Origin of the sequence: Enterobacter cloacae complex sp. SHL021 (assembly GCF_049237765.1) — a bacterium.
Lineage (GTDB): Bacteria > Pseudomonadota > Gammaproteobacteria > Enterobacterales > Enterobacteriaceae > Enterobacter > Enterobacter cloacae.
Window position 1 is genome coordinate 1 of sequence record NZ_JBMKJG010000039.1, and the last position, 22,508, is coordinate 22,508.

At 55.2% G+C, this 22,508-nt stretch carries 18 protein-coding genes and 1 other RNA gene; 6 read left to right on the top strand and 13 right to left on the bottom strand.

Annotation, left to right across the window (positions count from 1 at the left end; genetic code table 11):
- Positions 1-57: 57 nt before the first annotated feature.
- The 7 genes from fliB to ACOTZF_RS24415 are packed head-to-tail and all read right to left on the bottom strand — an operon-like array spanning position 58 to position 6,465.
- Complete coding sequence (gene fliB / locus ACOTZF_RS24385) at positions 58-405, bottom strand: flagellin lysine-N-methylase (RefSeq protein ID WP_421636209.1); 348 nt, start codon at positions 403-405, stop codon at positions 58-60.
- A 43-nt stretch (positions 406-448) separates the two neighbouring features.
- The gene (locus tag ACOTZF_RS24390) at positions 449-1,093 is read right to left on the bottom strand and encodes a helix-turn-helix transcriptional regulator (protein WP_013096964.1); all 645 of its coding nucleotides are present in this window, start codon (positions 1,091-1,093) and stop codon (positions 449-451) included.
- Between the two features lie 51 nt (positions 1,094-1,144).
- Positions 1,145-1,633: a fimbrial protein gene (locus ACOTZF_RS24395; RefSeq protein WP_073971479.1), complete on the bottom strand. Its 489-nt coding sequence runs from the start codon at positions 1,631-1,633 to the stop codon at positions 1,145-1,147.
- Positions 1,634-1,668: 35 nt separating this feature from the next.
- Complete coding sequence (locus tag ACOTZF_RS24400) at positions 1,669-2,616, bottom strand: fimbrial protein (protein ID WP_038980308.1); 948 nt, start codon at positions 2,614-2,616, stop codon at positions 1,669-1,671.
- A 1-nt stretch (position 2,617) separates the two neighbouring features.
- Positions 2,618-5,155, bottom strand: a complete 2,538-nt coding sequence (locus ACOTZF_RS24405; RefSeq protein ID WP_129251587.1) for a fimbria/pilus outer membrane usher protein — start codon at positions 5,153-5,155, stop codon at positions 2,618-2,620.
- 44 nt (positions 5,156-5,199) lie between these two features.
- Positions 5,200-5,877, bottom strand: coding sequence for a fimbrial biogenesis chaperone (locus ACOTZF_RS24410; protein ID WP_129317790.1), 678 nt, complete (start codon positions 5,875-5,877; stop codon positions 5,200-5,202).
- Positions 5,878-5,934: 57 nt separating this feature from the next.
- Positions 5,935-6,465 carry a fimbrial protein gene (locus ACOTZF_RS24415; protein WP_029882031.1) on the bottom strand — a complete coding sequence of 177 codons (531 nt, stop codon included), beginning with the start codon at positions 6,463-6,465 and terminating at the stop codon, positions 5,935-5,937.
- A 356-nt stretch (positions 6,466-6,821) separates the two neighbouring features.
- Between ACOTZF_RS24415 and ACOTZF_RS24420 the strand changes: the two genes are divergently transcribed.
- Positions 6,822-7,481, top strand: coding sequence for a helix-turn-helix domain-containing protein (locus ACOTZF_RS24420; RefSeq protein WP_129251585.1), 660 nt, complete (start codon positions 6,822-6,824; stop codon positions 7,479-7,481).
- Positions 7,482-7,547: 66 nt separating this feature from the next.
- Positions 7,548-8,177, top strand: a complete 630-nt coding sequence (locus ACOTZF_RS24425) for a helix-turn-helix domain-containing protein (protein ID WP_062857237.1) — start codon at positions 7,548-7,550, stop codon at positions 8,175-8,177.
- A 44-nt stretch (positions 8,178-8,221) separates the two neighbouring features.
- Here the strand turns inward: ACOTZF_RS24425 and ACOTZF_RS24430 are convergent, their stop codons facing one another.
- From ACOTZF_RS24430 to ydiJ, 3 genes are all read right to left on the bottom strand, one after another.
- On the bottom strand, positions 8,222-8,416 hold the full coding sequence (locus ACOTZF_RS24430) for a YdiH family protein (protein WP_013096972.1): 195 nt from the start codon (positions 8,414-8,416) through the stop codon (positions 8,222-8,224).
- 85 nt (positions 8,417-8,501) lie between these two features.
- On the bottom strand, positions 8,502-8,912 hold the full coding sequence (gene menI / locus ACOTZF_RS24435; protein ID WP_023620692.1) for a 1,4-dihydroxy-2-naphthoyl-CoA hydrolase: 411 nt from the start codon (positions 8,910-8,912) through the stop codon (positions 8,502-8,504).
- A complete protein-coding gene (ydiJ, locus tag ACOTZF_RS24440) occupies positions 8,909-11,965 on the bottom strand; it encodes a D-2-hydroxyglutarate dehydrogenase YdiJ (protein WP_129317791.1) in 3,057 nt (1,018 codons plus the stop codon). Before ydiJ ends, menI begins: the two co-directional genes overlap by 4 nt.
- Before the next feature lie 199 nt (positions 11,966-12,164).
- Here ydiJ and ydiK point away from each other — a divergent pair, with 199 nt between their 5' ends.
- A complete protein-coding gene (gene ydiK / locus ACOTZF_RS24445; protein WP_013096976.1) occupies positions 12,165-13,280 on the top strand; it encodes an AI-2E family transporter YdiK in 1,116 nt (371 codons plus the stop codon).
- 209 nt (positions 13,281-13,489) lie between these two features.
- An RNA gene (gene rprA, locus ACOTZF_RS24450) (antisense sRNA RprA) lies at positions 13,490-13,597 on the top strand.
- 5 nt (positions 13,598-13,602) lie between these two features.
- Here the strand turns inward: rprA and ACOTZF_RS24455 are convergent.
- From ACOTZF_RS24455 to ppsA, 3 genes are all read right to left on the bottom strand, one after another.
- Positions 13,603-15,978 carry a glycoside hydrolase family 3 N-terminal domain-containing protein gene (locus tag ACOTZF_RS24455; protein WP_129317792.1) on the bottom strand — a complete coding sequence of 792 codons (2,376 nt, stop codon included), beginning with the start codon at positions 15,976-15,978 and terminating at the stop codon, positions 13,603-13,605.
- Between the two features lie 3 nt (positions 15,979-15,981).
- Positions 15,982-17,382, bottom strand: a complete 1,401-nt coding sequence (locus tag ACOTZF_RS24460; RefSeq protein WP_013096978.1) for an MFS transporter — start codon at positions 17,380-17,382, stop codon at positions 15,982-15,984.
- 233 nt (positions 17,383-17,615) lie between these two features.
- On the bottom strand, positions 17,616-19,994 hold the full coding sequence (ppsA, locus tag ACOTZF_RS24465; RefSeq protein WP_013096979.1) for a phosphoenolpyruvate synthase: 2,379 nt from the start codon (positions 19,992-19,994) through the stop codon (positions 17,616-17,618).
- Positions 19,995-20,329: 335 nt separating this feature from the next.
- On the opposite strand from ppsA, the gene ppsR reads away from it, so the two are divergent.
- Both ppsR and aroH read left to right on the top strand, forming a co-directional pair.
- Positions 20,330-21,163, top strand: a complete 834-nt coding sequence (gene ppsR / locus ACOTZF_RS24470; RefSeq protein WP_023620693.1) for a posphoenolpyruvate synthetase regulatory kinase/phosphorylase PpsR — start codon at positions 20,330-20,332, stop codon at positions 21,161-21,163.
- 152 nt (positions 21,164-21,315) lie between these two features.
- Positions 21,316-22,362, top strand: a complete 1,047-nt coding sequence (gene aroH / locus ACOTZF_RS24475) for a 3-deoxy-7-phosphoheptulonate synthase AroH (protein ID WP_062857242.1) — start codon at positions 21,316-21,318, stop codon at positions 22,360-22,362.
- Positions 22,363-22,508: the final 146 nt, after the last annotated feature.

The window sequence follows — 22,508 nt, forward strand, 5'->3', positions numbered from 1 at the left end:
TTATTGATTTTTCGCGAAACCATTTGATCATATGACAAGATGTGTATCCACCTTAACTTAATGATTTTTACCAAAATCATTAGGGGATTCATCAGTGCAGAGCTTGTTTTCATCGATAAAAGGACAGTCCCCTTTTTCGTTTAACTTCACTCTGGAGTAGCTGTTCTTACCCTTTCTCTGCAGGATAAGGTTCTTTTTGGCAATGGCGGCAATCTCTGTGTGCGGGGAGAGAACGTATTTCTGATGGGTTTTCTTGTCGATAGCGATTGTCCAGCCACGACAACATGACATTAAGCATTCTGGCCCAACACACTTAAATTTACAGACAAAAATCGGCTTGATGGTTTTGTGAATTTGCATAGCGAAGGCGTCATTATATAAAGCATAAAAAATACCATGACGCACGCGCTATGCTAAAGGCGCATAACGGAGCACAAATTCAGGTAATTTACAGTATCAAAGAGAATGCGAGATAGTCACCGAGCCGGTTTGGGTAACTGTTCCTTTGCACCATTCGGCGAATAAGGGCAATCAGTTCAAAATCGGTTCGCAGATTAAATTTCTGCATCATTACATACTTTTGTGTAAAAACGGTTTTATCGCTGATCTTCAGCGCATGCGCGATCTGCACTACCGATAATCCCCGGTAAAAATTGGCCATAATGCGTTTTTGCTGGGGTGATAATATTTTATGCTGACACTCTGCGCAGCTTTTTTGCTTCCAGCTGTTCCCCGCCAGCTCTGCGCGGTACCAGGCGATGAACAGCACCTGGCTTATCCGATCAAGCGAAGCACGACGCGAAATAAAAATAATATCGTTAAAGCAGGAGGGTAAGGCAGAAAAATGATATTCATCTTCTACCAATCCGATCACAATCCCTTTCTGGCGCGCCTGTAATTCGGGAAAACAGACCAGCGCCTCCCCCATACAAAACGAGAGAACGATAATATCGGCGGCACTGACGTTATCACGGCTAAGCTCCGCCTCGAAATGAATCTGCTGCTTAAAATTACGCAAAAAGAATTCCACAAAGAAACACTGCAGCCCATGGTGAAAAAATTGGTCTGTCTCTTGAATCAGAATATTCAACATAGCAAATACCGATGTGGGTCAGTCAATAAGCGTTATTAACGCGCGGGATTGTTAATTGTATTGCATGGTCATCACAACAACTGCGCTGACACTCCCCGGCGTCGCGCCACCGGTTACAGATTTTACCGAAGCCAGCATGGCCATGGTCGCCGTTCTGTCCGGCGCAATATTTTGCGTTATGCTGGACCCGGTCCCCTTCAGCGTTCCCGTTGCGGCCTCACGCATGGCTATCGCCACGTTTGTCGCCGAGCCGCTGTTCATGTAGTAGTCCGCACCGGCCGCCGGATCGGGGGTGCCGGTGAACGAGACCGTGACGCTGCGGGTCCCCGCCGGGCACTGGGCAAATTGCAAATTAAACGGCACCGGATCGGATGTCGATCCCGGCGTCGCCATATTAGTCGCCTGTATATTTCCAAGATTAATATCCAGGTTTGCGCTCCCGCCATTAAATACGCAGGGCGAGGCGATGATATTTCCCGTCACGCCCAGATTAACGCTATCAGCTGCAATGACGTTCCAGCTGAATGCAAGGAGGAGCATCCCTCTCCTGAAGGGTAATTTCATTATTTCACCTGTTACTGGTAGGTCAAATTAAGGGTTGCGGAAGCGTTTGCCGAGCCGGACTCAACGGATGTTAATGTCTGGTAATAGCGTGCCGTTAACGGGAGCGTCTCCTGCCCGCCTGCAGACTGTTTTAATAAAAGACGGCTGTTTAACGTCAGCGGCGAACCATTATAGAGAAGCTGCACGCCAACGCCTTTTGCGGTGCCGCTGTTTCCCTGCCCTGTTAATGCCATTACGCTGGTATTCGCACTGTCCGGGTTCTGTATTCCGCTCAGGGAAACCGAAATATTGGTGCCGGCACTGCAGTTCAATCCGAGGTTTTGCGTATTCTGCGCAACTGCTGGCGTGGTCCCCACCACTGAGCCAAATGCTGCGGCTGAAATATCACCAATCGGGAACGTCAGCTGCGGCGTGGTGATGGTGCAGGCCAGTGCGTTGATTGTGCCGCCGGTCAGCTGCACGGTTAACCCGTCACGGTAAATACCATCGCTGCCCTGCAGCGTCACCGCCCCTATGGGGCCTGGCGTTAAGGCGCCGGACGATACCGGGCCAGTCACCACCAACTCGACCCAGCCCCCGTACCAGACCACATACGAGGTCTGCGCACTATACGAGAACGTATTGCTCGGGTTCTCAAAATAGGCATTTGATGAAAGCCGAATGCCAATCCCGCTAACGTTGGTGTTGTAAACATGATTGCCGTAGCTGCTCAGCGCGGCATTGTTGTATCGCATGCTAAAACCCAGCATAAGCGGATTGGTACACCCGCTAAGGTAGGTGCCGGTATTGCTCGCCGCGCCGGAAAAAATCACCGTGCCGACAGGCGCATCGCGCTGAACATTAATTGTGCCCACCGACAGCGTAGAAAGCTGAGGCGTAATGGTGGTGCAGGTCCCGGCCCGGGCGATATGCCATGCACAAAGACAGCACAGCAGTAATAACATGTTGATCCGTTTCATCTTAATGCTCCTGGCGACACGAGACGCTGATGTCCGTGATGCCGCCGTATTGCGCTCCCTTCGGCAGGCTAAAATCTGCCCGACACTGCTGGTGAGGTTGATGTCCCCATGTTGCCAGGACCGTGCCCTGGTCGCGCAGGCCGGTTAAATAGACCTGGCCGCGATCGCCCACGATAAAGCTGCTCTTGTCATCATCCGCCAGGGTAACAACCGCGCCAAACGGCATGAACTGCTCAGGCGTCGTCAACGTCATCAGCACCCGGCGTCCGACTTTGGACAAATAATCGGCTTTTACCACCGCGCCGCGCGTAGGCGTGACCGTGCGGGTGTTGATCTCCAGCTCCACATCGTCAGGCATATTTTCCGGATCGAGAGTGAGATCGTTTTTGCGGTATACGGAGAGGTTATTCACCACCGTATAGCCCCGGAAATCCGTTAGCACGCCGGACTGATTACGAATATTCACGCCGTGCGCGCCCGGGGCTTTGATTAACGCGTTGGTTTCCCCCAGCGGCTGAGACAGCGTCACGCCGTCAGCATGGGCGAGGATCCCCCCCTGCAAACCATAGCTAAGGCGCTCGCTATGTTTGTCGTGCCCATAACCCGCCGTAACTTCCCCGTACGTGCCTTTATAGTCGCCGTTGAGCGTACCGGTATAGCCCACGCCATCCGTACCGTAACCCTGCTGGATATTCCAGCTCAGGGCGCTATTGTCGAGAGCCACCCCGTTCATGCCGATACTGTGCGTCGTGCCACTGTTCTTGCTGGCGTTCAGGCCATAGTTAGCCCACGTCTGCGGCAGAAATTTATCCAGCGGTACGCTAACGGTCAGCGCCAGAAGCTGGTCGTTAGCGTAGGTCTTTGTACTTCCACTGCCGGACGACGGGCTGCCATTTTTGCTGTATGTCCAGCTCACGCCATAGCTGATGTTGTGCCAGTCATTGTTGTAGCCGACACTCCAAGACGCCATGGGTCTGTCAGCGTTCCAGTAATCTTCCCGCGCGGCGCTGAGCGTCAGCGCGCCCCGGTCACCGCCCAGCGTCTGGCTCATGGTGAGCTCCAGGCGGTTACGCCGTCTGTCCTGAAGTGCGCCGCTGTTCCCCCAGGAGTCCAGCACGTCCTGGAGTCCGTAATAGCCGCGCGTTGAATAACGGTACCCCGCAATCGAAAAGTTGGTGCCGGTATTAATGACGTTCTTGCTGTAACGCGCTCGCCAGGACTGCCCCTGCGTTTTTGCAGTATTGGCCGGCGTTGACCAGGCCTGGGTGACATCGACAGAAAGCGCGCCGAAGTCCCCCATGTTTTTACCGGCTCCGACCGCAAGCGACTGATATTTGCTGGCACCCTGCCCCCCGCCATAGATCGTGATGCCCTTCTGAAGCCCATAAATCGCGGCGATCTGCCCGAACGGGGTTTTCTCCACGCTGCTGTTGTAGGCGCGATACTGTCCACCGGTGAGGGCATATTTCAGTCGCCCTTCGCGCTGCAATACCGGTACCGAGGCATACGGCAGCGTGAAATGCTGCTCGCTGCCATCGGCCTCTTTGATGGTCACGTCTAAATCGCCCGCGCCGCCGGTGGGATACATATCGGTAATTTCAAACGCGCCCGGCGCCACGTAGCTTTGGTAGATCTGATAACCATTCTGGCGAATCACCACCTGAGCATTGGTGCGCGCGATCCCGCGGACCACTGGGGCATAGCCTTTCAGGGAATCCGGTAACATGTCATCATCCGATGCCAGCTGAACCCCGCGAAAAGGCACGCTGTCAAAGACATCCGCCGGGGCAGAACTGTCCCCAAGGGTAAGCTGCGCTTTCAGGGGAATAACGGCACGTTGCAGATAGCTGTAGACCGTGTCCCATCGAGCTTTCCCCGCGCCATCCCGTGACCAGGTGGTGTAGTTGCGTAGACGCCACGGGCCAATATTTATCCCCGGACGCAGGTTCGCATACTGGCTGTTGCTGCTGGCCCCCTCACCCGCTTTCGCCCGGCTGTTCGCGCCGCTGAGGCTGTAATTGAGCATGGCTGCCGTTATCCCCTCATCCCACATCTCCGGCGGCACATAGCCTCTTGCCTGCAGATCGATGGCGGCCTGCGGAATACTCAACACCAGACGCTGGGCACCAAACTGGAAATCGGCACTGGCCTGGGGAATCGCCTGAAGATTGACGCATTCACCGTGTCCTGCACTGAGCGCAGGAAATAATGCCGTTTTCACCCCCCAGCGTTTTAATTGCGCAAGACTCAGACAAGGCTGCAATGACGCATCGCCGTTGTCGGCTTTGCTCGCGGTAAACTGAATATCCCCCGTCTCCAGAAACGCGTCGTCGACAATAATATCGACATGGTAGATCCCCGGTGCCTGCGAGCCTGATTCAAAGGCCGACAAATCGGCTTTATCCATGCCTGGATTATCCAGCTCAATTAATTCGGTGTTAAAGGCAACACTGGCGTAGAGCGATGTTGAGGATCCGCCAAACGCTAAGGCGATAAACATCGCCAGGCGTGCGGGTATCATTGTGTTATTTACCGTCATTGCGAATTACCGGGTTAATGCAGGCGTTGCCGTTTGTGAAAGGATCACAAACTGGCTTGATGTAATACGCCGGGACTGCCATAGTCGTTGATAATTTTAAACGTGAGTAAATTTCCCCTTGCCTCATTGGGTAATACAAACCGGGCTGAGGCGCCGGGTAACACGTAGGTCACATCGTCCAGCTTTTTCCCCCCCAGCGTAATTTCATTAAAATTGACGACATATTGCGTGGGGTTGTTGACCTGAATTTCATTCCCGGCTCGTTGCCAGGTTAATTTATTAGCCTGTTCTTCTGGCGTAGACGCCCGCAAACTTTCTGGCCGGTAGATCAGTTTGATGCGCGTTTTCACAGCTATTTGCAGGGCGTTTGTCTGTTTTGATGCCGAAGGGATCGCTTTAATATTCAGCCAAAATAAACTTTCCTGCTGCTGAGGCAGTGCACCCGCCATCACAATTCGCTCGACGTTTTTTTGCCCGCCATCCAGTCGGTATAACGGTGGGGTAATAATAAAAGGCGCTTTACCTGAATTACCTTCCGGCACATCTATCCATGACTGAATTAAATAAGGCGTCGCGTCAGGATTATTAATGCTTATTGACGCCTCTTTTTTTGTCCCATCGAAAATGATACGGGTGCCGCCAATAATCACTCCGGCCTGCGCTGTGCTCAGCGTCAGTGCTGACAGCGCTACGGCCAGTCCGGTTGTGTTGATAAAACGCATTGTAAACCTCATACCACAAAGGGGCCGGGATGGCCCCCTGCACATTGCTGCAAACGATTAGTTGTAAACCACGGAGAAGTTAGCGACAGAATTCGCCGGACCGGCGGTGACAGTCGCTGCGGTGGAAATATACTGAGCGTAGAAACTCAGGGTATTATCCGCGGTGCTGCTCAGCACATAGCTATAGCTGTTGCTGCCGTGAAGCGGCAGATCCGCCTTATCCGCACTCATCAGGTTGATTGCCACTCCGGTCGCCGCTCCCGCCGCGGACGAATCAATCGCCAGCAGGCTGGAATTGGTGGCATCTGGCGTACCATCAAAGCGAACCTTCGCGTTGGTCACCGTCACCGGGCAATTTTTCAACACGATATTAAATTGCGTGGCTGCGGTTCTGGCCCCGGTGGTCGGAAACTCGGTCTTATAATAATCACCTAATACCACCACCTGGTTCTGCGAAGCCACATCAACGTCACAGGCGGAATCCAGAATATTTCCGTTAAAATTAACGGTACCTGCTGCGGCGAAAGCGTGGGTTGCTGTCAGGGCGGAACCCACTGCCAGCAGGGTTATCATCATTTTATTTTTCATCATCATATCCTGTATCACTTTATTTATTACTGAAATCCAGATTACATAATTCGGGCTTCATCAGCCGATGACCGAAATTTATACAACTCTTTTTCGGCACACAATCTATTTTGAGGTCTAGCTGTAGACTTCTCTTTAACAAAATAAATACATTTCAGTTTTGAAATTTCTTAAGCTTTTCTATTTTCAGTCTACTTTTAGACCCCTAATTTACGCCCTTAGAATTCATATAATTAGGTTCGTAATTTACTGCGGTCTATTTTTGGACCCGTCTCAAATATTCCACGACTCGCTGTTTTTTAAGATAATTCTCTATATCGATCAAATAATGATCGCGTCCGTGAGTGAGGTATCTAATGAACACCCGAATGGCTCCCAGTCTCGATAATGAAAAAGCCACCGTGCTTACGGCTAAACCCTATAAGCACATCGAGAAATTAATTGATCATCTTTTTCCGTTGGCAGAGAGGCGCATACTGTCCCGGGGGGAAGTGCTCCACTATTATGCAAACGACGTGCGTCAGTGTTTTTTATTGCTCCAGGGCAGCGTGGCGTTGCACCGTCGGGGAGATGGCATCGTCTTAAATTCTGAATCCGCGCCGTTTATTCTTGGCGTGAGTAGCCAGTTCTCCTCAGAGCACCTGTATGTCAGGGCGCTGGAGACCTCCGAACTCGCCGGCGTTTCGCTGGAGCGTTTTAACGGCGTGATTGCGCAACACAATTTGTGGGAGCCGTTTTCGCATCTGCTGATCTATACCGCCTCCCGGGTCTATGAGCACTGCTCGCGGATCTCGCAGATGTCGGCCTATGACATCATCCGTTTTCAGCTGGTTGAATTGATGCAGGAGCCCGAAGCAATACGGCTGAACACCACGGCGGCCGCCTATATACAAAGTCGCACCTGGCTTTCGCGTAGCGGGATAATGCGGATCCTAGCCGAACTGCGCACCGGGAAGTACATTACGATGGAGCGCGGCGTGCTGCTTGATGTCCACCATCTGCCGCGGAAATACTGATTCAGGTGATGTCGGTAATAAGGAGTAACGCTATAATCAGAAAGATGATTCTTTCAGGTTCAGGTTATGTCCTCCACAGAAAAACCCCATCGTGGTTCTCCCTATGCGCAAGCGCTGATTACGCACTTACAACCTTATTCTTCTGTCCGTCATCTCGATCGCGGGGAGCAGCTGGATCTGGTGGTTAATGGCCGGGGAATGAGTTATTTGATTCTGGAAGGGACCGTTGCCATTTACCGACGCAGCGACAATCTGATGCTGTCGACCGCGAAAAGCCCGGCGTTATTTGGTGTGGCCAATATTAATGACATCTTTTTTGACGACTACCTGAAAACGGTGACCACCTGCAAGATTGGAACGCTGACCGCAGAGCAACTCCACGTCATTATCCAGGAGAAGGCGCTGTGGGGGTTGATATCAAACCACCTGATGTTTATGTACAACCGGCTCTATAACACCGTCATGCCAAAGGGTGCCCCGACGGCCTATGAGATGATCCGCCAGCAGCTGATGTTATTAATGAATGAAGATGAATCTTATCGCCGGGAGATAACCGCAGAACGCTACATTCGCGATAAAACCCAGCTTTCCCGCAGCGGCGTGATGCGTATCCTGGCCGATCTCAAAACAGGGGGCTTTATTGAAATGGAAGATGGCAGGCTGATTAAAATCAATAAACTTCCCGCCCGGTACTGAATTGCAGACACAAAAAAGGCCGCGCTCGCGGCCTTTTCACTCTCTCAATGGACGTGAACGCCCAAGCGCCAGGCAAAATAGATCTCTTCTTTCAGTTCATTCGAAGAGAGCGCCAGCAAATCTGTAAACTCCAGTTCAAGCTGTTTCAGCTTTTTCAGGTACTGCGCCGGAGACAGGTTGCTGTTATCGCGACGTAAATATTCAATTGCCAGTTGCGTTGGGGTTATTTCAGTATCCATGATGTCCTCACTTGTGTACAAATCCTGACCAGTATATCACAACACCCTGGCGAGATTTTGACCAAATGCAAAAACATCAGGAAATTTACACCACCGCCGTGGTCAGCCTGGATGAGCAGCACAGCCGATCCTGCTCATCGAGAATATCAATCTGCCACACCTGATGACGGCTACCGGCATGCAGCGCGCGGCAGATACCGCGCACGCGCCCGCTGCGCACCGAGCGAATATGGTTGGCGTTCACCTCAAGCCCGACGACCTTCTGCTCCCCTTCGGTGCAGAGATACCCCGCCACCGACCCAAGGGTTTCGGCCAGCACCACGGACGCACCGCCGTGCAGTAAACCAAACGGCTGGTGCGTACGATGATCGACAGGCATGGTGGCCTCCAGATCGTCTTCGCCGATGCGGATAAACTGAATATCCAGCAACCCGACCATATTCCCCTCGCCCATGGCGTTTAACGCCTGTAGCGTGACGGCACGTTTCCAGATCATCCGATAATCTCCAGTAAAGCCTGTAACGGATGGCGTACCCCGTTACCTTCAACACGTTTCACCTGGCTACGACAGGAGTAGCCCGTTGCCAGGCAGCGGTTTCGCGGCAAGCGCTGCATCGCCTGATGCCATGACAACTCGTAGATACCGAGCGAGTTGGCGTGATTCTTCACTTCATGCCCGTAAGTGCCTGCCATGCCGCAGCAACCGACGCTGACGCTCTCAAGCTTCGCGCCAAAGCGGGCAAAAATAGAGGCCCATTGCGCAGGTGCGCCCGGCAGCGCGGTGACTTCGGTACAGTGGCCAAACAGGTACCACGGCTCACCGCTGACCTCCATGGCGCTGGTCTGCTCGAGGGCCGCCGGCAGCCACTCGTGCACCAGCATAACGTGGAACGCCCCGCGTTTATCACCCAGCGTCTGCTTATATTCATCGCGATAGCAGAGCACCAGCGCCGGATCGACACCCACCATCGGCATGCCCAGCCCGGCGACCCGGTTAAGGAAATCAGACGTTTTTTGCGCCGTTTTCGCGAAGCGGTTGAGGAAGCCTTTAATGTGTTGCGCCTTACCGTTAGGTGAGAACGGCAGAACCACCGGCTGATACCCCAGTTTTTCCGCCAGACGGACAAAATCGGCCACCACCTGCGCGTCGTAATAGCTGGTAAACGGATCCTGCACCACCAGCACCACCTTCGCTTTTTGCTCAGGGCTTAACGCCTCAAGCTGCTCCAGGGTCATGTTTGCCGAGCGGTGCCCCACCAGCTGACGCTGCAGCGACGGCACCGAGAGCAACGGCAGATCCACCATCCCGATATGTTTTTCGGAAAGCTTGCGCACCAGCGGCTGATTGATAAAGAAGTTGAACGTCTTTGGCGCCCGGGCCATCAGCGGGGCATAGCTCTCCACCGTTGCCACCAGATGGTCGCGCATCGGGCGCAGATAGCGCGTGTGGTAGAGCTGCAGGAAGCGCGAGCGGAACTCCGGTACGTCTATCTTAATCGGGCACTGGGTCGAACAGGCTTTACAGGCCAGGCAGCCGGACATGGCCTCTTTCACCTCATGGGAGAAATCATACTCGCCCTTATTCGCATGCCAGCTGTTGCGGGTGCGCTCAATCAGGGAACGCAGGCTGGCCCGTTTTTCCGGCAACTCCTGCTCCAGCTTGAGCGGGTCGATACCGCGATCGGCCAGCAAACGCAGCCATTCGCGTACCAGCGTCGCACGCCCTTTTGGCGAATGAATGCGGTTGCTGGTGATTTTCATCGACGGGCACATCGGGCTTTTCACGTCGAAGTTAAAGCACAGACCGTTGCCGTTACACTCAAGCGCCCCGCGCCAGGACGCGCGCACGGCAATGGGGATTTGTCTGTCGTACGTGCCGCGCTTGACGGCATCCACCTGCAGCATGGGCGCGTCCACCCCTTCCGGCGGGCAAATTTTCCCCGGATTGAGACGGTTATTGGGATCGAACGCCGCTTTGACCTTGCGCAGCTCGCCGAAGAGCTGTTCACCGAAGAACGCCGGGCTGTACTCGGCGCGGAATCCTTTTCCGTGTTCCCCCCACAGCAGGCCACCATATTTCGCCGTTAAGGCCACCACCTCATCGGAGATCTGTTTCATCAGGATCTCCTGCTGCGGATCGCACATGTCCAGGGCCGGACGCACATGCAGCACTCCGGCATCAACGTGGCCGAACATGCCATAGCTCAGGCCGTGGCTGTCCAGCAGCGCACGAAATTCAACGATATAATCCGCCAGATGCTCAGGAGGAACGCAGGTATCTTCGGCAAACGGAATCGGCTTCGCGGCACCTTTGGCATTGCCGAGCAGCCCCACCGCTTTTTTACGCATCGCGTAGATACGCTCAATGCCGGCCAGGTCGTTACAGAGCTGCCAGCCAATGACCCCACCTTCGCCGTGGGCGATCAGTTCATCAAGCCGCTGACAGAGCGTGGTCACCTGGCTATCGATAAGTTCTGCATCGTCTCCGGCAAATTCAACGATGTTAAGCCCGAGCATCTCTTTGTCCGGCACATCGTTAATCAGCTCCCGCACCGAGTGCCAGACGATATCTTCCCGCGCCAGATTAAGCACCTTCGAGTCAACGGTTTCCACCGACAGCGCCTGCGCCTCCACCATAAACGGGGCATTACGCAGCGCGGAATCAAAGGAGTCATATTTGACGTTCACCAGGCGGCGCACTTTGGGCAGCCGGGTGATATCCAGCCGTGCCTCGGTAATAAACGCCAGCGTTCCTTCGGAGCCGGTCAGCACGCGGGTCAAATCAAACTGGGTCAGTTCGTCGTTAAAGACATGACGCAGGTCGTAACCGGTGAGGAAACGGTTCAGTTTGGGGAATTTGTCGAGGATCAGCTGGCGGTTATCGCGACAGCGTTCCAGCACGGTGCGATAGATGCGCCCGCTTGCGGTGTTCTCTTTACCCAGCGTTTCCGCCAGCTCGACCGGCACAGGCTGGGTATCCAGGATATCGCCGCCCAGCAGCACCGCCCGTACGCCCAGAACGTGATCGGAGGTTTTTCCGTAGACCAGCGAACCCTGCCCGGAGGCATCGGTGTTGATCATCCCGCCGATGGTTGCCCGGTTGCTGGTAGAAAGCTCGGGCGCAAAAAAGTAGCCGTAGGGCTTCAGATACTGGTTGAGCTGATCCTTAATCACGCCCGCTTCAACGCGAACCCATCCCTCTTCAGGATTGATCTCGATGATGCGGTTCATATAGCGCGACATATCAATGATGATGCCCTGGTTCAGGGCCTGGCCATTTGTTCCGGTGCCGCCGCCGCGCGGGGTGAACACCAGAGCGCTAAAACGCTCTTGTGTCGCCAGCCGGGCAATCAGCGCCACATCGGCCGTTGAACGTGGAAAGACGACTGCATCGGGAAGAAGCTGGTAAATACTGTTATCGGTCGCCATCGTCAGCCTGTCGGCATAGTTCGTGGCGGTATCACCTGTAAAACCCTGTTGCTCCAGTGCCTGCAAAAAATTAAGCACCAGCTGAACGACGCCAGGTGCTTGAGAAATCTGTGGGATCATGACTGTCGACCCTAATTAGAGTAGTGTGAAATCGTTTGCGTTGTGTCTGGAAAGTTTTATCACATTTTTTTCTTATGTGCTTCGCTGAATTACGGGCAAAATCCGCCTGTCAAAAATCGCTGATATCATTAATGATTAGAGTGACGCGGTTATCCGTTCCCGCCAGCCTCGCTGGTGTTTATTAAGGAAAGTTTCATTTATGGTCAATCTTCGCCAGCCCAGGGATGTTGCGCAAATTTTGCTGTCGGTGCTGTTTCTGGCCCTCATGATTATTGCGTGTCTGTGGATTGTTCAACCTTTCATACTTGGCTTCGCCTGGGCCGCAACGGTGGTCGTGGCGACCTGGCCGGTGCTGTTACGTTTGCAGAAACTGCTGTTTGGCCGCCGCGGTCTGGCGGTACTGGTCATGACGCTGCTGCTGTTCCTGCTGTTTATTATTCCGATTGCGCTGCTGGTGAACAGCCTTGTCGATTCCAGTGGCCCGGTTATTCGCGCCGTCACCAGCGGTGATTTGACGCTGCCGGATCTCGCCTGGCTGAACAGCATTCCGGTGGTAGGCGCCAAACTTTACAGCGGCTGGCACAGCCTGCTGGAGATGGGCGGCAGCGCGTTGATGGCGAAAGTGCGTCCGTACATTGGCACCACCACCACCTGGTTTGTGGGTCAGGCGGCACATATTGGTCGCTTTATGATGCACTGTGCGCTGATGCTGGTCTTCAGCGCCCTGCTCTACTGGCGCGGTGAACAGGTAGCGTTGGGCGTACGCCATTTCGCTACCCGACTGGCCGGTAAACGCGGCGATGCCGCGGTTCTGCTGGCGGCGCAGGCCGTACGGGCGGTTGCGCTTGGGGTGGTCGTCACGGCGCTGGTGCAGGCGGTGCTGGGCGGTATTGGCCTGGCCATTTCTGGCGTGCCGTACGCTACCGTCTTTACGGTGGTGATGCTGATGACCTGTCTTGCTCAGCTGGGGCCGTTGCTGGTGCTGGTCCCCAGCATCATCTGGCTTTACTGGACGGGGGATACCACGTGGGGAACCGTTCTGCTGGTCTGGAGCTGCGTGGTCGGCACCATGGATAACGTGATTCGTCCCATCCTCATCCGCATGGGCGCGGACCTGCCGCTGATCCTGATCCTCTCCGGCGTCATTGGCGGGTTAATCGCCTTTGGGATGATCGGTCTGTTTATTGGACCGGTGCTGCTTGCCGTCACCTGGCGTCTCTTCTCCGCCTGGGTACACGAAGTGCCGCCGCCGGGCACCGACCCGGATGTGATTTTGAGCGAACTTGAAGAGCTGGAAGAGAAGAATACGCAGTAAAAGGGATTGCCGGGTGGCGTTGACGCTTACCCGGCCTACATTCTCCCCGGCAATACTTAAACATTGCTAAACTATTTATTCGTTGCGCACTGGTCCGACCCGCCTTTTTTGCTCTAAGTCCGCTATTCACCTCAAGAAATCTTTACTTCTCTTTAACTATTGAGACGAATCTGATCGACGCTCAAGGTTGGCATGCCTACTATTAGCTCACGGTTATAAATCAACACCTTGATTTATAAGCATGGAAATCCCCTGAGTGAAACAACGAATTGCTGTGTGTAGTCTTTGCCCATCTCCCACGATGGGCTTTTTTTTATCCTGACTACGCGTGTTGAACCTGACAGGTGCTTAGCATGCGCCATTCAGCAGGCAGCACCCGCGTCTCTCCCGTCACATTGACCGTCACCACGTCGCGAATATCCGCCGACGATGCTCCCACCTGTAGCTCAAACTCGCCCGGCTCAACAATGCGTTTGCCGTCCCGACGGGTAAAGTTGAACATCTCCACGGGCAGCGTAAAGGTGAGCGTGGCCGTTTCGCCCGGCGCGAGCGCCACACGCTGGAACGCTTTCAGCTCCTGAAGCGGCCGCACCTGCGTGGCAACCTTATCCCGGACGTACACCTGCACCACCTCGCTGCCGCTGCGTTCACCGCGGTTGGTGACGTCAATACTCAACACAACCTCTCCGTCCACCGGTACGCTGTTTTGCGCGAGGCGTGCTGCGCCCCAGTTAAATTGCGTCCAGCCAAGGCCGAAACCAAAGGGATAGCGGGAGCCAAAGTGGAACGCGAATGGCGTGCCGCCGCTTTTCAGCTTGTGGTTGTAGTAGTACGGCATGGCGCCCGCACTTTTCGGCACGCTCACCACCAGACGTCCCTGCGGCTCCGCGCGGCCGGTTAACACATCGGCAATTGCCCAGCCCCCTTCCTGCCCAGGTGCCCAGGCCATCATCAGCGCCGCGACCTTATCTTCCAGCCCCTGAAGATTGTACGGTCGCCCGCCGGTCATCACGACAATCACCGGTTTACCCGTGGCGACCAGGGCTTCCAGCAGCTGTTGCTGAACGCCAGGCAGGTGCAGGGAATCGGTATCGGATCCTTCCCCTACCGTGCCGCTCTGGAACAAACCGGCGAGGTCGCCGACGCAGGCCACCACCACGTCGCTCTCCTGCGCGGCGTTCACGGCTTCGGGGATCAGCGCGGTACTTTGCGACACCGGCGACTGCTGCATCGGTTTGCCCCCGCTGTCACCCGGGAAGACCGGCGCGCCCGCCATTCGTTTTTCGATGATGTGACACCCTTTGGCATAACGCACGTTCGACGCGCCCAGATAGTGCTCCAGCGCCGCGCGCGGGGTCGTCACCTGCGACGTTTCGTCAACCATATCACTGATAATCAAATGCACCGGGAAGCTATAGCCGCTGAGCAACGCCAGCGGATCGTCCGCCGTGGGTCCCACCACCGCCACGCGGGGTTTGCCGCCGAGAGGCAAAATGCCGTTATTCTCCAGCAGCGTCAGCGAGCGGGTCGCCACCTCACGTGCAACCTGCCGGGTGGTCTCATTTTGCAAATCAATACCGCTTTCATCGGCATACGGGTTTTCAAACAGGCCGAGACGGAATTTTTCGGTCAGCACGCGTCCTACAATCTCGTCCACTTTCGCCATGGAGATCAGACCACGCTCAACGGCCTCGGCCAGATGGCGGGCGCAGTCATCTTTCGGCAGCTCAACATCAAGCCCGGCGTTAAAGGCCAGCGCGGCGGATTCGGTCGCATCATGCGAGACCCCGTGATGCTGATGCAGCAGGCTGACGCCGCCATAGTCCGCCACAACGATCCCGTCAAAGCCCCACTGTTCGCGCAGGACGGTGGTCAGCAGGAAGTGGTCACTGTGCCCCGGCTGATTGTCGATATCGTGGTAGGCAGGCATCACCGACCCGGCATTGGCCAGCTTCACCGCCATTTCAAATGGCAGCAGGAAGGTATCATTCAGTTCGCTAAAGCCCAGATGAACCGGGGCATGGTTGCGCGCTCCCTCGCTGAACGAGTGGCCCACATAGTGCTTAAGCGTGGCCAGCAGATCGCGTTTATCGCCCTGCAGCCCTTTAACGTAGGCCGTGGCCATCACGCCCACCAGCCAGGGATCTTCGCCAAAGGTCTCTTCCGTGCGCCCCCAGCGCACATCGCGGGAGACATCCAGCACCGGGGCCAGCCCCTGCTGGCAGCCCACGGACCGCGCCTCTTTGCCTATCTGCTCGGCTGCCCGCTGCACCAGCGCCGGATCCCAGGTTGAACCGTAGTTGAGCGATGACGGGAACAGCGTGGCCGCTTTGCACAACAACCCCACCAGACACTCCTCATGGAACAGTGCCGGAATGCCGAGCCGCGTCTCTTCCATCATCATGCGCTGCAGACGGTTGGCGGCGCGCACGCCGGTTTGCGCATCAACGATATGGGTACCCAGCGGACGGGTAATCTGCCCGACGCCCAGCTTAAGCCGTTCGCTGAGCGAGGCCTGTTCACTCACCCCCGCGAATTCATCACTCAAGTCGCTGCGTTCACGGTGGTTGCCGTTTTCATCGAGGATCAGCCAGTACGCGTGCATCTGGGCGAACTTCTCTTCCGGGGTCATGCGTGCCAGCAAGTCGGCGACGCGCTCGTGCACGGGACGTCCCGCGTCCTTATAGATTGCAGTCATGTTTTACTCCTGTAGGGCGGAAGGGGCAGCCGGGCTGAGTTGCCCTGCTTCTGGCCGCACGTCGCGCTTGCTGGCCAGTTCGCGGGCGATGGAATCCACCAGCCGACTGTTGAGTTTGTAGATGGCAAGCAGCGCGACCATGCAGAGGAACAGCACGCACGGAATGAGGGTAAACAGTGCGTTAATGGTCGTGAGTACGTGCGGCGTCTGGGTTGCCTGGCCTGGCGCGTAATCCACCATCCCGAGCACCCAACCCACCACTGCCCCACCCAACGCCAGACCAAATTTGATGGCGAACAGCGCGGTGGAGAAGACCAGACCATCGAGCCGGCGACCGCTGCGGTGCTCTTCATAGTCGACCACATCGGAGAACATGGTCCACTGCAGCGGCGTGGTCAGGTTCTGGATGAAGCTAAAGACAATATTGAGGCCGAAAATCAGCCAGACCTGTGAAGGCGGCAGGAAGAAGATCAGCGCCCCAAAAATCACGAAGGAAATAATGGTCCACTGATAGGCACGTACGCGGTCAAATTTCCCCAGCAGCCGTTCGGATAATAATGCGCCACTTAAGGAGGCCACCATCCCGGAGACGATAAAGGCAAACACCAGTTCCGGACGCAACAGCACATAATTCACGTAATACATCGTGGCAGAGCCGCGCGTCACGACCGCCGTTAACAGCAAAATATTAAACAGGAACACAATTCGCCACTGGCTGTTCCCGGCCAGCAGTTTTAAATCGGTGAGCATGGAGCCAGAAGTATCATTCCGCGGAGAATAGCGCTCGCGGGTCATCAGGAAGCAGCAGAAGAATAAAATAATCCCCAGTAATCCCATCAGGCTCATGGCATAGAAATAGCCTTTCTGTACGTTGCCCTGTCCAAGATGCGAAACCAACGGCAAAGCGATAACCGTCACAATCAACCCGCCGATAAACGACAGGCCAAAGCGCCACGACTGCAGCGAATGGCGCTCGCGCGGATCCAGCGTCAGCGCGCCCGGCATGGCGCAGTAAGGGACGTTAATGGCGGAATAGATGAGGCTTAAAATCCCGTAGGTCACACAGGCATAGACGATTTTCGCCGTGGGCCCGACGTCGGGAACGTAGAACGTAATGAGGCAGCTCACGCCAAACGGAATGGCAAACCACAGCAGCCATGGACGGAAACGACCGTGACGCGTTTGGGTGCGATCCACCAGCGCGCCGATACAGGGATCAATAAAGGCATCGACCACGCGCACCACTAAAAACATGGTGCCCATAATGGCCGCGGGTAAACCGAAAACGTCTGTATAGAAATAAGCAAGAAATAACGTCGCTGTTTGCCAGACCAGCGCACTGGCCATATCACCTAAGCCATAACCTATTTTATCTTTGGTACGCAGTACAGAGGAGATTGTCATTTGTTATTTGCCTTTTTATCAGGTTAAAACGTATTTCAACCAGTTGCGCAAAATCCTGTTGATTTGCGCGGTAAGGCTCAAGTATTAGCAACCCTTTGTGTGCTAACAATTGTCTAAATTAACAGACAAATTATGATATTTGGTTTTTTACTTTATTTGTGATGGGGAGCAAATATAAGCGGAAATAAAAAAGGCGAGGATTATTTCCCTCGCCTTTTCAGATACGGAAGACGTTACTTGTTCAGTTCAGCCAGGCTCAGCCAGGTTTGCACCACGGTGTCCGGGTTGAGGGAAAGACTGTCGATCCCCTCTTCCATCAGCCAGGCCGCGAAGTCTTCATGGTCAGAAGGGCCCTGGCCACAAATCCCGACGTATTTACCCTGTTTCTTCGCCGCACGGATGGACATCGACAGCAGGGCTTTCACCGCCTCGTTGCGTTCGTCGAACAGCTCAGAGACCACGCCGGAGTCACGGTCCAGACCCAGCGTCAGCTGCGTCATGTCGTTCGAACCGATAGAGAAGCCGTCGAAGTGCTCCAGGAACTGCTCTGCCAGCAGGGCGTTGGACGGGATCTCACACATCATGATGATCTTCAGCCCATTTTCGCCGCGCTTCAGCCCCTGACGCGCCAGCTCGTCCACCACCGCTTTCGCCTGGTCCACGGTACGTACGAACGGGATCATGATCTCAACGTTAGTCAGCCCCATGTCGTTGCGCACGCGTTTTACTGCTTCACACTCCAGCGCGAAGCAGTCGCGGAAGCTGTCGGAGACATAACGTCCGGCCCCACGGAAGCCCAGCATCGGGTTCTCTTCTTCCGGCTCGTAACGCTCGCCGCCCACCAGGTTGGCGTATTCGTTAGACTTAAAGTCCGACAGACGCACGATCACGCGCTTCGGATAAAACGCCGCCCCGAGCGTCGCGATCCCTTCGGTCAGACGGCCAACGTAGAACTCTTTCGGCGAGTCGTAGCCTTTCATCATCTCGCGAATTTCGTTCTGCAGCTTTGCGTCCTGGTCGTCAAACTCCAGCAGCGCGCGCGGGTGAACACCAATCATACGGTTGATGATAAATTCCAGACGCGCCAGGCCCACGCCTTCGTTCGGCAGGCAGGCGAAGTCAAACGCGCGGTCCGGGTTACCGACGTTCATCATGATCTTCAGCGGCAGGTCCGGCATGGTATCGACGCTGGAGCTTTTCACGCTGAAGTCGAGGATGTCGGCATACACGTAGCCGGTATCCCCTTCGGCACAGGAGACGGTCACGTTCTGTCCGTCCTTCATGCGTTCGGTTGCGTCACCGCAGCCGACAACCGCCGGGATCCCCAGCTCGCGGGCGATGATCGCCGCGTGACAGGTACGCCCGCCACGGTTGGTGACGATAGCCGCGGCTTTCTTCATGATCGGTTCCCAGTCCGGGTCGGTCATGTCGGTTACCAGCACGTCGCCCGGTTCAATGCGGTTCATCTCGCTGATATCGTGGATCACTTTCACCGGACCGGCACCAATGCGGTGACCAATCGCGCGACCTTCCGCCACGATTTTGCCCTGCGCGTGGAGGGTATAACGCTCCATCACCTGGCCGCGGGAGCGAACCGTTTCCGGGCGCGCCTGGACGATGAACAGCTTGCCGGTGTGACCGTCTTTGGCCCATTCGATGTCCATCGGACGGCCGTAGTGTTTTTCAATCTGCACCGCCTGCTTCGCCAGCTCCTGCACTTCGGCGTCGGTCAGGGAGAAGCGGTCGCGCAGCTCCTGCGGTACATCTTCAATCTTCACCTGCTTGCCATGCTCCTGGGTCGGGGCATAGATCATGCGGATTTTTTTCGAGCCCATGGTGCGGCGAACTACCGCCGGACGGTTAGCGGCAAGCGTCGGTTTGTGGACGTAGAATTCGTCAGGGTTCACGGCCCCCTGCACCACCATCTCACCCAGACCCCACGCGGAGGTGATGAATACCACCTGGTCGAAGCCGGACTCGGTATCAATGGAGAACATCACGCCGGAAGAGCCCACGTCGGAACGCACCATACGCTGTACGCCCGCAGAGAGCGCGACGCCGCGATGGTCATAGCCCTGATGCACGCGATAGGAGATAGCGCGATCGTTAAACAGGGAGGCGAACACGTGTTTCACCGCCACCAGTACCGCATCATATCCCTGAACGTTCAGGAAAGTTTCCTGTTGTCCGGCGAACGAGGCATCCGGCATGTCTTCTGCGGTTGCAGAGGAGCGCACGGCGAAAGAGGCCTGCGCATCATCAGCGGAGAGCTGGTTGTACGCATCGTGAATGGCTTTTTCCAGTTCCGGCTGGAAAGGTGTGTCGATAATCCACTGGCGGATCTGCGCCCCGGCTTTAGCAAGCTCGGTAACGTCATCAATATCCGTTTTATCCAGCAGGTCGTAAATGCGCTGGTTTACACCGCTCTGGTCTAAAAACAGGTTAAACGCATCGGCGGTCGTGGCAAACCCGTTTGGTACGGAGACACCCATACCGGACAGATTTGTAATCATTTCACCCAGGGAGGCATTTTTGCCCCCAACTCTGTCTACATCATTCATGCCGAGTTGGTTATACCAAAGCACCAGCGGTGACGAGCCATTGTTGGACATCGAAACAATCCTTTTATGATATTTGATCGGAGTAAGAAACACCTGACTACGTATTTATACTGGCATATTTATTTACGCTAAAAAAACGGTGAATCGTGTAAGCAATTTAAATTTTCAACTTTTCGGATACTTTCCCTCCACCGGATAAGCCGATGATTCCTATATATTCAGCCAAAAACCACAAAAATGACGTCGCTATTTGAAAAATGAAATCCACTTTTCAGGAAAATCAAAAACACCATTTCATTTTAAATTCAGATAACTTCTTTGCTGTGCAATTAACTTTTTTAATTTATGCTTTCAGACAATTAGGTCCGATATTCAGGGTGGATAAAATGGATAATGCTGTCGATCGCCACGTTTTTTATATTTCTGATGGTACGGCGATTACCGCCGAGGTGCTGGGGCATGCGGTGATGTCACAGTTCCCCGTTTCGATTAACAGCATCACGCTGCCGTTTGTGGAAAATGAGAGCCGCGCGCGGGCGGTCAAGGACCAGATTGATGCCATTTACCAGCAGACGGGCGTACGCCCGCTGGTGTTCTACTCCATCGTGATCCCGGAAATTCGCAACATCATTCTGCAAAGCGAAGGCTTTTGTCAGGATATCGTGCAGGCGCTGGTGGCCCCGCTGCAGAGCGAGCTGAAGCTCGACCCGACCCCCATCGCACACCGAACCCACGGGCTGAACCCTGGCAACCTGACCAAATACGATGCGCGTATCGCCGCCATTGACTACACCCTGGCGCATGACGACGGCATCTCGCTGCGAAACCTCGACCAGGCGCAGGTCATTTTGCTGGGCGTCTCGCGCTGCGGCAAAACCCCGACCAGCCTCTACCTGGCGATGCAGTTTGGTATTCGTGCCGCCAACTACCCGTTCATTGCCGATGATATGGACAATCTGGTGCTGCCTGCCGCCCTGAAGCCGCTGCAGCACAAGCTGTTCGGGCTGACCATTAACCCGGAGCGCCTTGCCGCCATCCGCGAAGAGCGCCGCGAGAACAGCCGCTACGCCTCCATGCGCCAGTGTCGAATGGAGGTCTCCGAAGTGGAAGCACTGTACCGCAAAAACCAGATCCCTTGGCTGAACAGCACCAACTATTCGGTCGAAGAGATCGCCACCAAAATTCTCGACATCATGGGTCTTAATCGCCGCATGTACTAATATGCTAGTACATTAGCTCAGATTCAGGTATCATCCACCACATCCTCGGGGCGGAGCCGCCCCGAACTTGAAATCAGCAGGGATTGGTTTAAGGTGATGCCCATCACTTCCCGGTAGTCTGCCGATGAAGCAAAAAATTTCTGAGACATTCCATGAATAAAACCGACGAACTCCGCACAGCGCGCATTGACAGCCTGGTTACACCGGCTGAACTGGCACAGCGGCATCCACTTTCCGCAGGCGTTGCGGAACATGTTACGGCCTCGCGCCGACGCATTGAAAAAATTCTTAATGGTGAAGACAAACGTCTTCTGGTGGTAATTGGCCCCTGCTCGATCCATGACCTGGACGCGGCGATGGATTATGCAAAACGGCTACAGGGGCTGCGGGAACAACACCAGCATCGCCTTGAGATCGTGATGCGGACCTACTTTGAAAAACCCCGTACCGTGGTGGGCTGGAAAGGATTAATTTCAGACCCCGATCTCAACGGCAGCTATCGCGTTAACCATGGGATTGAGCTGGCACGTAAGCTGCTTTTGCAGGTGAACGAGCTGGGCGTTCCCACGGCCACCGAGTTTCTCGATATGGTGACCGGCCAGTTTATCGCCGATCTGATCAGCTGGGGCGCGATTGGCGCGCGGACCACCGAGAGCCAGATCCACCGTGAAATGGCCTCTGCCCTCTCCTGCCCGGTCGGGTTTAAAAACGGAACCGATGGCAACACCCGGATTGCGGTCGATGCGATCCGCGCTGCGCGTGCCAGCCACATGTTCCTCTCGCCGGATAAGAGCGGCCAGATGACCATCTACCAGACCAGCGGTAACCCGTACGGGCATATTATTATGCGCGGCGGCAAGAAACCGAACTATCACGCCGGGGATATTGCCGCGGCCTGTGAAACGCTGGCCGAGTTCGATCTGCCGGAACATCTGGTGGTGGACTTCAGCCACGGTAACTGTCAGAAACAGCACCGTCGCCAGCTGGATGTCTGCGATGAGATCTGCCAGCAGATCCGCAGCGGTTCAAGCGCCATTGCGGGCATTATGGCCGAAAGCTTTATCCGCGAAGGCACGCAGAAAATCGTGTCGGGTCAGCCGCTGGTTTACGGCCAGTCGATCACCGACCCGTGCCTGAGCTGGGAAGACAGCGAACTGCTGCTGGATAAGCTGGCGTCTGCGATCGATACGCGCTTCTAACCCCCCGCCGGGTGGCGCTGCGCTTACCCGGCCTACGATCCGTGCCCTTCTCCCTCTCCCTGTGGGCTGAGGGTTCCCCAGAAAAATGAAAAGCACGATGAAGTGTGATCTACTGGTTGCGCTAACAAATCAGAAGAGACCTCATC